The organism is Streptococcus suis YS161 (assembly GCF_002760245.1).
Lineage (GTDB): Bacteria > Bacillota > Bacilli > Lactobacillales > Streptococcaceae > Streptococcus > Streptococcus suis_I.
This window is the reverse complement of record NZ_ASCA01000019.1, coordinates 1-11,500: the sequence shown is the minus strand read 5'-3', so window position 1 is coordinate 11,500 and position 11,500 is coordinate 1. Positions and strand designations below refer to the sequence as shown.

The window sequence follows — 11,500 nt, the reverse complement described above, 5'->3', positions numbered from 1 at the left end:
GTCTTTAGGCGCTGGCTGGTGATGTGGGCTTATAGCCCTTGTTCAAACCACCCGTTTGACGGGTGGTCATGATTATGTTTAAAGGGGTCTTTTATTTGGCGTACCAGCTTTGCGTGGAAACTTATTTGGAGTTTCCTTTTTCTTTTCGACGATGGTCAATGTTCGAGGGTCACCATTTGGAAGAGTATAGTCGTGGTTTTCGATGACTTTTGCGAAGAGGAGATTAAGTGCGTTTTTTGCTTGGGTCAATTCATCTTCTGCGCTGGACGCCTTGAGTGCGATTAATTTTCCGTTGAGCTTCAAATAAGGAATAGTCAATTCAGAAAGAATCTGCATGCGGGCAACTGCGCGTGCTGTGACAAGGTCAAATTGTGCACGGAAGTTCTTATCTTGTGCAAAGTCTTCTGCACGACCATGATAGAAATGAACACCTTCGAGCTCTAGTTCTTCGGCAAGCAAATGTAAAAAGTTAATTCGTTTATTAAGAGAATCAATGATGGTAACATCTAGTTGCGGAAAGACGATCTTCATAGGTAGGCTAGGAAATCCAGCTCCAGCTCCAATATCTAAAAGCCGAAGAGGTTCGTTCTGAATATGGCCTTGCAGGATTGGAGCGATAGAATCGTAGAAATGCTTCAGATAGACTTCGCTTTCCTCGGTAATAGCTGTCAGATTGATTTTTTCATTCCATTCCACTAATAGTTGGAAATAGCGATGAAATTGGTGTTTTTGTTGGTCGCTTAATTGAATACCTTGGTCTGCCAAGGTTTTATAAAATACTTCAGGTTTCATAATCTTATCTTATCATAATTTAAGCAAAAGAAAAACCCAGAAGAGTCTGGGAATTTTCTTATTGACCATCTGTCTGTCCCGTCGCAGGATTGTTTCCTGTTGTTGCAGTTTCAGTTGAAGAAGTTGCAGTCTCGGTGGAAGTTCCAGATGATGTTTCGCTTGATGTTGTCGTCGCTTCGGCCGTTTCACTAGTTTCAGTCGAACTAGAAGAACTTGTACTAGAGCTAGTGTACGTGTTATAAGCATTGGATAGTGAGCGACTACCTCTGAGATAGTAATTGGAACCGTAACGTACGAGTCCGCTTGGCATCTCCCAATCGGTAGCTGTATAGTCCGAATGCATAAAGAGCATCATATTGTGGTAGACATCTGTTGCAATTCGCATGCTGTTATCAAGGATAGGAGTCATACGATTGGTATATCCGGTCCAAACAGCCATTGCATACTGACTAGAATATCCAACAAAGTTTTCATCAGGAACGACCATGTAGCTATAATTTGCTTCTGGAATTGAAGCTAGAATAGTATCCGTTTCGCTATCGGTATAGTTTGATGTACCTGTTTTACCTGCCATAGGAACTCCACTAACAGAAGCGTTTAATCCATAACCGGAAGACATAACAGCCTTCATCATATCGGTCATCATGTAGGCTGTCTCGGCAGACATGACTTTGGTTCCTTTAGGAGCATATTCTGTTACTGTCCCATCACTAAAGACAATTTTATTGACATACTGTGGAGCGTAGTAAGTGCCACCATTGGCAAAAGCAGCGTAGGCAGCAGCCATTTTTTCACTACTTGCTCCATACTTACTGCTAGTATCGGATGTATTACTTGAAATAGCATTAGAGTAATGAATATCAGGGTAATCGATACCGACGCTATTCAAAAATTTCAAGGCATTTTCTAAGCCTGTAGCTTCCAATGCTTTAACGGCTGTAACATTTCGAGAATATTGAATAGCAGTCTTAACAGAGATATTACCATAGTATTGTTTATCCCAGTTATTGACAGGAGTTGTTGTACCAGGATAGTTATAAGGACCGTCTAAGATTAAATCTGCTGTAGATGTATAAATACCGTTTTCAAAAGCAGGAGCATAGTCTGTGATTGGCTTCATTGTAGAACCAAAGTCGCGGTTGGTTTCAACGGCTTGGTTGATACCAAACGAGACGTTTGTCTCCTGTTTACGACCACCTAATTGCGCAACGACTTTACCATTAGAAACATCCACAACCGTTGAAGCTACCTGTAATAAATCATCTGGATAGCTGACATACATATCTGTATTGTAGATATTCCAAAGTTGCTGCTGGGCGGCAGGATCGACGTTCGTATAGACATCCATCCCTGTTGTCAGCAAGTTGTAACCTGTTTTTGCTTCAACTTCTTCAACGACTTGTTTCAGATAGTTGTCCATATAAGCAGGATAAGCAGCTGCAGTAGATAGTGGTTGCAAACCATCTGTTACAGGTGTTAGAACAGCTTGTTCATACTGGGTATTATCAATGTACTTTTCTTCCAGCATCTCAGCCAATACCAAATCGCGGCGTGCTTTTGCATCTTCTGGATTGGTATAAGGATCATATTGGTTTGGCGCTTGGGGCATTCCTGCTAAAAGAGCTAATTGAGGAAGAGTCAAATCTTTTAACTCTTTTCCATAAAAAGCAAGAGCAGCAGTCTTCATACCGTAATTACCATTTGACATATACACCTTGTTGATGTAGTAGGTCAAAATCTCTTGTTTGGTATTGCGGCGTTCCAATTGAGTAGCCAGCCAAGCCTCTTGAATTTTCCGTTTTAGATTTTGATCTTCTACGGATGTCGAGAAATAAGTCAGCTTGATAAGCTGTTGGTCAAGTGTCGAACCACCCTGCAAACGTCCTCCGCTCAAGTTATTAATCAGGGAACCTGCAATACGAATCACGTCAACCCCTCTATGATTGAAGAAGCGTTGATCTTCGATTGCGACAATCGCATTTACCAAGTCTGTTGGAATTTCTTCAGTCTTGGCATTCGAACGTTTTTCTGCTCCTAAATCTGCAATAAGATTTCCGTTCTTATCGTAAATTTTACTTGACACAGTTGCTGTCAAAGATTCTTCTGTCAATTCTGGGGCGCTTTGGATGTAGTAAACAACCAATGCAGCTCCGGCCAGGCAGGCAATGATAGCCCCCGCCAGTAAAATATTTGCAGTGATTAGAAGAGCTTTTTTAATTGTTGTAGTTTTCAAAAGATTCACCACCTAATAGATTTTTTTCAACGATTTCCAGATATGGGATGCTGGGGAAACGCCCCATTTGAATCTCAAAGCCGTATTGTCGAATAAAGGTTAGAGGCATCGACTTACTACCCATGTCTACTTGATAAAATTCGATCAAATGAGTGGCTGGCAAGAGATAGGTTTCTTTTAATGTTGAAAAGTGAAGAAGGACAAAACAAATGCCACCTTGTTTTACAACCTGTTTCATGTGTTCGATCTGATGCGCATGAAAATTTTTCATGGGCATAGATGCTTTTTGGCGTGTCTCTTTCGCTTCAAAATCAATATAATGTCTTTTAAAAACACCAGAGTAGTCTGTGGTAGATGCCTGTCGAAAGTATGCCTCGACAATCCTAGCACGGCTCCGTTTGGGGTAATCAACTTTTACAATTTGCACGGGAGTTGGCTTCTTGTGAATGACAGCAATGCCGTGCGCAAGGTAATATTGATTGCTATCGTTGATAGCGGCCTCAAAAGACATTCCGCGATTAGCAAAGTTTACTCGCTGGGATGAAATAGGACTGGTTCTATTGATTTTTTTTGACACCTTATGAGGATAATTGACCATAGAACTCCTTCTTGATAAAATAATATCAGCATATTATACCATAATTAGCGAAAAGAGTACAAGAAATGGATACTAAGAGCCTTTTGGTAGCAGGTTATAGACATACAGACCTGGGAATTTTTTCAGAAAAAGATCCTCGATTGCACATTATTAAATCTGCAATTCGTAGGAATTTTATTCGTTTTTTAGAAGAGGGTGTTAGTTGGTTTATACTGACAGGTCAATTGGGATTTGAATACTGGTCCTTAGAAGTCTTAGAAGATTTACGAGCCGAGGGGTATCAACTGAGTATTGCAACAATATTTCCATTTGAAAATCATGGCGAACAGTGGAATGAGGCTAACCAAATAAAGTTAGCACGGTTTAAGCAGGTTGATTTTGTAAAGTATGCTTATCCACGCTATGAAAACCCAGGGCAATTTAGAGACTATAACCAGTTTTTACTGGATAATACGACAGGTTGTTATTTATTTTACGATTCTGAAAATGAAACCAATTTGAAATATTTATATCACATGGTCTTAAAGAAAGAAGGATATAATAGAAAAACGCTTACCTTTGAAGAATTGAATGAGGAGGCTGAAAATTTTTCAAATTCTGAGTGATTTGACTTGATTTTTCCCTATTTTTTTTAATATAATAGTAGTAGTGACGTTTTAGATTAGGGAGAGAGAGATGGCAAGTATTAAATTTACGACAAAAGATATTTTCGAGCAAGATTTTAAAATTGGTTTTCGTGGCTATGATCAAGATGAAGTGAACGATTTTCTTGATGATATTATGAAAGACTATGATGCTTATGAAGCGATTATCAAGGAATTAAAAGGCGAAATTGCTAGATTGAAAGCGCAGGCAGCAAATTCTCCCAAAACAACTCTTCCTACTGAAGAATCGAACGACGTATTGCGTACAGAACGTCCATCTTCAGCGACAAACTTTGATATTCTCCGCCGTCTGAACCGTCTGGAGAAAGAAGTATTTGGAAAACAAATCGTTCAGGGTCAAGAATAGAATAGAAAATTGTACACCTAAACTGACACTTTATTCGCAGTAATTTTCTTGTGCACAAATACATTCTGTATTTGTGTCAGAGATATTCCTTGATTTAAAGTGGCTTGCTTTGTAGATACAAGTTCTAAGATATTAAGGTGCAATTTTTGGATAATCGCGTGGTAGTTTTCTACCATGAGGAAAGTCCATGCTAGCACTGGCTGAGATGCCAGTAGTGTTTGTGCTAGGCGAATCAATAAGCCTAGGGACGCCCTTGGGCGTTACGGCGGTTAAAATGGCTAAGTCTTTTGATATGCCAGAGTAGATCTGAAAGTGCCACAGTGACGAAGTTTTTATGGAAACGTAAAAAATGGAACGCGGTAAACCCCTCAAGCTAGCAACCCAAACTTTGGTCGGGGCATGGGATGGATGGAAATGAACAGAAATCCTGACTGTTTAGAACAGTAGACAGATGGTTATCGAAGGTGGTAGAACCTAGTACCACCGGAACAAAACATGGCTTACAGAAAATTGCATAAAATAGGTAGCTAGCTCTGCTAGCTTTTATTGTAGAGGAAAAAAATGAAAAAACAATTTGAGTTGATTGCAACGGCAGCAGCAGGTCTGGAAGCGGTTGTGGGTCGAGAAATTCGTAATCTCGGCTATGAATGTCAAGTGGAAAATGGCCGTGTTCGATTCCAAGGAGATGTAAAATCCATTATCGAAACCAATATCTGGCTGCGTTCAGCAGATAGAATTAAAATCATTGTTGGACAATTTCCAGCAAAGACTTTTGAAGAGTTGTTCCAAGGAGTTTTTAACTTGGACTGGGAAAATTACTTGCCTCTGGGCTGCAAGTTCCCTATTTCCAAGGCCAAATGTGTCAAATCGAAATTGCATAATGAACCAAGTGTGCAGGCTATTTCTAAGAAAGCAGTTGTTAAGAAACTGCAGAAACACTTCTCTCGTCCCGAAGGGGTTCCCTTGCAAGAGATGGGGGCAGAGTTTAAAATTGAAGTGTCGATTTTGAAAGATGTGGCGACAGTCATGATTGATACGACAGGTTCTAGTTTGTTCAAACGTGGTTATCGGGTGGAAAAAGGTGGCGCACCAATCAAAGAAAATATGGCAGCTGCTATTTTGCAATTATCGAATTGGTATCCAGATAAACCGCTTATTGACCCTACTTGCGGATCGGGAACTTTCTGTATTGAGGCAGCTATGTTGGCCAAAAATATAGCTCCGGGTTTGAAGAGAAGTTTTGCATTTGAGGAATGGCCGTGGGTTGAGGATCAATTGGTGGCTGCATTACGCAAAGAAGCGCAAGCTTCTATCAAAACAGATTTGGTATTAGATATTGCTGGATCAGATATTGATGCTCGTATGATTGAAATTGCGAAGAAGAATGCATTTGCGGCAGGAGTTGAGCAGGATATTGTTTTCAAGCAAATGCGTGTGCAAGACTTGCGTTCAGATAAAATTAATGGTGTCATCATTTCTAATCCACCTTACGGAGAACGTTTGTTGGATGATGAAGCCATTGTTACCCTGTATCGAGAAATGGGGGAGACTTTTGAACCACTCAAAACATGGTCTAAGTTTATTCTAACTAGTGATGAGTTGTTTGAAACCCGTTTTGGACAGCAAGCGGATAAGAAACGCAAACTATATAATGGGACCCTAAAAGTGGATCTTTATCAATTTTTTGGTCAACGAGTGAAACGTCAAGTACAAGAAGTGCAAGGATAGGAGGACATTGTGGGAGAAAAAAATAGTCATCATCTTCCTTTGGATGAGGAGAAAGTTTTAGATTTTGAAGTGGCGAAAGATTTAACAATCGAAGAAGCAGTCAAAAAACATAAGGAGATTGAAGCGGGTGTGACAGAAGATGATGGTCTCTTGGATCGTTACATCAAGCAACACCGCGCAGAAATTGAATCTCAAAAATTTGAAACCAAAATCAATCCTCTTCCTTTAGTTGAGGTGGCTGATGAGGAAAAAAATCAAGGACGTGAAAGCGCGGAAGAGGTAGAAGCAAATGAGTCTTCTCTTACGGAAGTTAGTGAGGAGATTGCTCCTATTGTAGAAGAACTTTCGGTAACTCCGATGGAAACCTTGGAAGAAACAGTGATTGCAAGTACCGTAGCAATGGAGGGGTTATCTCCAGTGGCAGATGATTCTAGTTTAGAATTGGAAGAAGATGAAGCCGAAGACTTGGACCATAGTGAGGGCGCAGATAGGGATCAGAAAAAGAAATTTTACTTCTGGTCAGCAGTAGGGCTTTCAATGATTGGTGTAATGGCGACGGCGTTGGTTTGGATGAATTCGGTTAACAAATCGAATACTGCGACTTCTTCAAGTTCAACAAGTACAAGCCAGACGTCATCGACAGCCTCAAGTTCGACAGATGCGAATGTGACTGCTTTTGAACAGCTCTATAATAGTTTCTTTACGGATAGTAGTTTGACCAAGCTAAAAAATTCAGAGTTTGGTAAATTAGCAGAACTGAAAGTGCTGTTGGAAAAATTGGATAAGAATTTGGACAGTTATACCAAAGCTAAAGAACAGTATGATCATCTTGAAAAAGCCATTGCAGCCATTCAGGCCATTAATGGTCAGTTTGATAAAGAAGTCGTTGTTAATGGTGAAATTGATACAACGGCGACGGTTAAATCAGGAGAATCTCTTTCTGCGACAACGACAGGGATTAGTGCGGTTGACAGTCTATTGGCATCGGTCGTGAATTTTGGTCGTTCACAACAGGAAGTCGCTTCGGCTACGGTAGCAAGTGAGGCTGCAGTCACAAGCAACCAAAGTGCTGATGAAACTGTATCTACTGGTGTACCAGCGACAACAGAAGTCGCTTCAACAACGGTTTCAGGCTCCACAACCGACTTTGGTATTGCCATGCCAGCTGGTGTCGTCTTGCAACGTGACCGCAGTCGTGTTCCTTATAATCAAGCAATGATTGATGATGTAAACAATGAAGCGTGGAATTTCAATCCAGGTATCCTTGAAAATATTGTGACTATCTCGCAACAACGTGGGTATATAACAGGCAATCAATATATCTTGGAAAAAGTTAATATTATCAACGGTAATGGCTACTACAATATGTTTAAACCAGATGGGACCTACTTGTTCTCTATAAATTGTAAGACAGGCTACTTTGTCGGCAATGGTGCTAGTCATTCTGATGCCTTGGATTATTAAACAAAAAAGCGTTTTAGCCGCTTCAGATTGAAGAAAAAGTTCATTTTGGACAATTTTCTTCAATCTTTTTTCTTTATGTTGAAAATAAAAAAACTCTCAGAAACGCCGAAATATCAATGTTTCTAAGAGTTTAATGACTTGCTATCTTTCGCAAACTTCTTCATTTTTTTATATTTTAGGATTTTGTCTACGTTCTGAGCGGTGTATCCGTTTTTTTTGTTAGATTGGTTTTCTTTCAAAGGCATCGGTAGAGATTCCCTGAGAAAGGATTAGTTTGGCCCATTCTTTAGCTGAATGAAGGCTGTGGTCTTTGTAGTTACCGCATGATTCAATGGTTGTTCCAGGGACATCCTCCCAAGTGATGCCTTCTGCAATTTCTTCCAAACTCGACTTGATGACTTGAGCAATCGTTTCAGAGTCTTGTTTTCCCCACATAATCATGTGGAAACCTGTCCGACATCCGAAAGGAGAGCAGTCGATTAGCCCATCGATGCGCTGGCGAATTAGTTTAGCTAATAGATGCTCGATGGTATGTAGACCAGCTGTATCCATTGCATTTTCGTTGGGTTGGATAAGGCGAATATCAAAGTTTGTAATAATATCTCCTTTTGGTCCGACTTCTTCAGAAATTAAGCGGATGTAAGGTGCTTTCACAATAGTGTGGTCTAGCTCGAAGCTTTCGACAGTGACTTCTTTTTTCATGGTTTCCTCCAAATAAGTGATGAATTTATTATACCATATTTGACAATTTGGAATTGTGAAATCGTTTCAAATATGATAAAATAGATACAGATTTTGTGAAAATCGAATTATAAAAAAAGAGGTAGAAATATGAATATCATTACAGTAGTAGTGACACTTGTTTCTGCTCTCATTGGTTTAGTAATTGGCTACTTTGCCATTTCTTTGAAGATGAAATCTGCAAAAGAAACTGCAGAATTGACACTTTTAAATGCAGAACAAGAAGCTAGTAATGTTCGTGGTCGAGCAGAAGAGCAAGCTGAGGTTATTCTAAAAACAGCTGAGCGCGATCGCCAGACCTTGAAAAAAGAATTACTCTTGGAAGCTAAGGAAGAAGCTCGTAAGTACCGAGAAGAAATTGCAGAAGAATTTAAGTCAGAACGTCAAGAGTTGAAGCAAATCGAATCACGCTTGACAGAGCGGGCGACCAGCTTGGACCGCAAAGACGACAATTTGACCAACAAGGAAAAGACTTTGGAACAAAAGGAACAAAGTCTGACCGATAAAGCTAAGCACATTGATGAGCGTGAACAAGAAGTTGTAAAACTCGAAGAACAAAAAGCTTTGGAGTTAGAACGAGTGGCGGCCCTCAGTCAAGAAGAGGCGAAGGAAATCATCCTTACCGATACACGTGATAAACTGACGCATGAAATTGCGACTCGTATCAAGGAAGCAGAGCGTGAAGTAAAAGAACGTTCTGACAAGATGGCAAAGGACTTGTTAGCCCAAGCGATGCAACGTATATCAGGTGAATATGTGGCTGAGCAGACGATTACATCGGTTCATTTACCGGATGATGCGATGAAGGGACGGATTATTGGACGTGAGGGTCGAAATATTCGTACCTTTGAAAGTCTCACAGGTATCGATGTTATCATTGATGATACACCCGAAGTGGTTGTTCTATCAGGTTTTGACCCTATTCGTCGCGAGATTGCTCGTATGACCATGGAAACCTTGCTTCAAGATGGTCGTATTCATCCAGCTCGTATTGAGGAGTTGGTTGAGAAATACCGTGTAGAGATGGATAATCGTATTCGTGAGTATGGGGAAGCTGCTGCTTATGAAGTTGGGGCACCAAACCTCCATCCAGACTTGATTAAAATCATGGGACGTTTACATTTCCGTACCTCTTATGGACAAAATGTTCTTCGCCACTCAATCGAAGTTGCTAAATTAGCAGGTGTACTTGCTGCTGAATTGGGCGAGAATGTGAATTTAGCACGGCGAGCTGGTTTCCTACATGACGTTGGTAAAGCTATTGACCGTGAGGTGGATGGAAGCCACGTTGAAATCGGTACAGAATTGGCTAAGAAATATAAAGAGAATCCAATTGTTATCAATGCGATTGCTAGTCACCATGGCGATGTAGAAGCGACAAGTACTATTGCAGTTATTGTGGCTGCGGCAGATGCCTTGAGTGCAGCTCGTCCAGGTTCTCGCCGTGAGTCTATGGAGGCCTATATCAAACGCCTACAAGACTTGGAAGAAATTGCTAATAGCTTTGACGGGATTAAGCAATCCTATGCTATTCAAGCAGGTCGTGAAGTACGGATTATTGTTCATCCGAATAAGATTTCAGATGATCAAATTACCATCTTGGCCCACGATGTCCGTGAGAAAATTGAAAATAACTTGGATTATCCAGGAAATATCAAAATCACTGTCATTCGTGAAACAAGAGCGACAGATATTGCTAAATAAGTCAGGGGGAGCTAGACTAGCTCCTCTTTCTGTTTGAAAAAATAGTTTGCTCATTTAAAATCAGTTGAAATTCCTAGGGATTTTTGTTACACTAGAATGAAAGATTTTAAAGGAGATATCATGAAAGAGCGAGGCTTACTCATTGTCTTTTCTGGCCCATCTGGTGTTGGAAAAGGAACAGTTCGAAAGGAAATTTTTGAAAGCTCTGATAATAAATTTGAATATTCTGTATCCATGACGACACGTCCACAGAGATCGGGAGAAGTTGATGGAGTTGACTATTTCTTCCGTAGTCGTGAGGAATTTGAAGATTTGATTCGCCAGGGTCAAATGTTGGAATATGCAGAGTACGTTGGAAATTACTATGGAACACCTCTGACCTATGTCAATGAAACTCTTGATAAGGGAATTGATGTCTTTTTAGAAATTGAAGTACAGGGTGCCCTCCAAGTGAAGAAAAAAGTTCCAGACGGTGTTTTCATTTTCTTGACGCCACCAGATTTGGAAGAACTACAAGATCGCTTGGTTGGTCGTGGGACAGACAGTGAGGAAGTCATTGCGCAACGTATCGAACGTGCCAAAGAAGAGATTGCCCTCATGCGCGAGTATGACTATGCGGTTGTCAATGATAAAGTTCCTTTGGCAGCTGAACGTGTCAAACGAATTATCGAAGCAGAGCATTTCCGTGTCGATCGCGTAATCGGTCGTTATGACGAAATGATTCGTGATGTGAACAAGTAACAGAACCTTAACAGAAAGTAGAGAATAGAACTATGATGTTGAAACCATCTATCGATACCTTGTTGGACAAGGTACCATCTAAGTATTCCTTGGTTATTCTTGAGGCAAAACGTGCCCATGAATTGGAAGCAGGTGCAAAGCCAACTCAAGAATTTACTTCAGTAAAATCAACCCTTCGTGCCTTGGAAGAAATTGAATCTGGCAATGTGGTTATCCACCCAGATCCAGAAGCAAAACGTGAGGCAGTTCGTCGCCGTGCTGAAGAAGCGAAGCGTTTGGCAGAAGAGGAAGAGAAGAAAATCAAAGAACAAATCGCTAAAGAAAAAGAAGAAGGCGAAAAGATTTAATAGAAAACTCGGTTGGGATTACCATCCGGGTTTCTTTTCACTTACGGAATGATGAAAGTTTTGACAGAAAGTCTAGTGGTAAAAAGTCAATAGAAAGTTGATTAATTTTTAGATGATTTTCTAGACAAAAGGGTGCACTAA

11 protein-coding genes and 1 other RNA gene are annotated in these 11,500 nt (G+C 40.4%); 8 read left to right on the top strand and 4 right to left on the bottom strand.

Features of this window, described 5'->3' with window-relative positions:
* Positions 1 to 78: 78 nt before the first annotated feature.
* From rsmG to recU, 3 genes are read right to left on the bottom strand one after another with little or no spacing between them, the layout of a single operon-like run.
* Entirely contained in the window at positions 79 to 792 is a 714-nt protein-coding gene (rsmG, locus tag SST111_RS03270) for a 16S rRNA (guanine(527)-N(7))-methyltransferase RsmG (protein ID WP_099810016.1), read from the bottom strand.
* A 58-nt stretch (positions 793 to 850) separates the two neighbouring features.
* Positions 851 to 3,025 (bottom strand): penicillin-binding protein PBP1A, encoded by a 2,175-nt coding sequence (gene pbp1a / locus SST111_RS03265; protein WP_257211365.1) that lies wholly within the window; start codon positions 3,023 to 3,025, stop codon positions 851 to 853.
* A complete protein-coding gene (gene recU, locus SST111_RS03260; RefSeq protein WP_099810014.1) occupies positions 3,006 to 3,623 on the bottom strand; it encodes a Holliday junction resolvase RecU in 618 nt (205 codons plus the stop codon). The genes pbp1a and recU overlap by 20 nt, the downstream gene beginning before the upstream one ends.
* Positions 3,624 to 3,688: 65 nt before the next feature.
* Between recU and SST111_RS03255 the strand changes: the two genes are divergently transcribed.
* The 5 genes from SST111_RS03255 (at position 3,689) to SST111_RS03235 (ending at position 7,826) form a co-directional block, all read left to right on the top strand.
* Positions 3,689 to 4,228: a DUF1273 domain-containing protein gene (locus SST111_RS03255; protein WP_099810013.1), complete on the top strand. Its 540-nt coding sequence runs from the start codon at positions 3,689 to 3,691 to the stop codon at positions 4,226 to 4,228.
* A gap of 70 nt (positions 4,229 to 4,298) precedes the next feature.
* Positions 4,299 to 4,634 carry a cell division regulator GpsB gene (gene gpsB / locus SST111_RS03250; protein WP_024377208.1) on the top strand — a complete coding sequence of 112 codons (336 nt, stop codon included), beginning with the start codon at positions 4,299 to 4,301 and terminating at the stop codon, positions 4,632 to 4,634.
* A 142-nt stretch (positions 4,635 to 4,776) separates the two neighbouring features.
* Positions 4,777 to 5,142, top strand: an RNA gene (rnpB, locus tag SST111_RS03245) — RNase P RNA component class B.
* Positions 5,143 to 5,195: 53 nt separating this feature from the next.
* A complete protein-coding gene (locus tag SST111_RS03240) occupies positions 5,196 to 6,362 on the top strand; it encodes a THUMP domain-containing class I SAM-dependent RNA methyltransferase (RefSeq protein WP_044683148.1) in 1,167 nt (388 codons plus the stop codon).
* A gap of 9 nt (positions 6,363 to 6,371) precedes the next feature.
* Positions 6,372 to 7,826: a cell division site-positioning protein MapZ family protein gene (locus SST111_RS03235; RefSeq protein ID WP_099810012.1), complete on the top strand. Its 1,455-nt coding sequence runs from the start codon at positions 6,372 to 6,374 to the stop codon at positions 7,824 to 7,826.
* A gap of 219 nt (positions 7,827 to 8,045) precedes the next feature.
* Here the strand turns inward: SST111_RS03235 and SST111_RS03230 are convergent, their stop codons facing one another.
* On the bottom strand, positions 8,046 to 8,528 hold the full coding sequence (locus SST111_RS03230; protein WP_099810011.1) for an S-ribosylhomocysteine lyase: 483 nt from the start codon (positions 8,526 to 8,528) through the stop codon (positions 8,046 to 8,048).
* A 129-nt stretch (positions 8,529 to 8,657) separates the two neighbouring features.
* Between SST111_RS03230 and SST111_RS03225 the strand changes: the two genes are divergently transcribed.
* The 3 genes from SST111_RS03225 to rpoZ all read left to right on the top strand — a co-directional run bounded on the left by SST111_RS03225 (position 8,658) and on the right by rpoZ (position 11,359).
* Positions 8,658 to 10,271, top strand: a complete 1,614-nt coding sequence (locus SST111_RS03225; RefSeq protein ID WP_029174577.1) for a ribonuclease Y — start codon at positions 8,658 to 8,660, stop codon at positions 10,269 to 10,271.
* A 120-nt stretch (positions 10,272 to 10,391) separates the two neighbouring features.
* Complete coding sequence (gene gmk / locus SST111_RS03220; protein WP_029176710.1) at positions 10,392 to 11,012, top strand: guanylate kinase; 621 nt, start codon at positions 10,392 to 10,394, stop codon at positions 11,010 to 11,012.
* Between the two features lie 32 nt (positions 11,013 to 11,044).
* Positions 11,045 to 11,359, top strand: a complete 315-nt coding sequence (rpoZ, locus tag SST111_RS03215; RefSeq protein WP_004195201.1) for a DNA-directed RNA polymerase subunit omega — start codon at positions 11,045 to 11,047, stop codon at positions 11,357 to 11,359.
* Positions 11,360 to 11,500 lie beyond the last annotated feature (141 nt).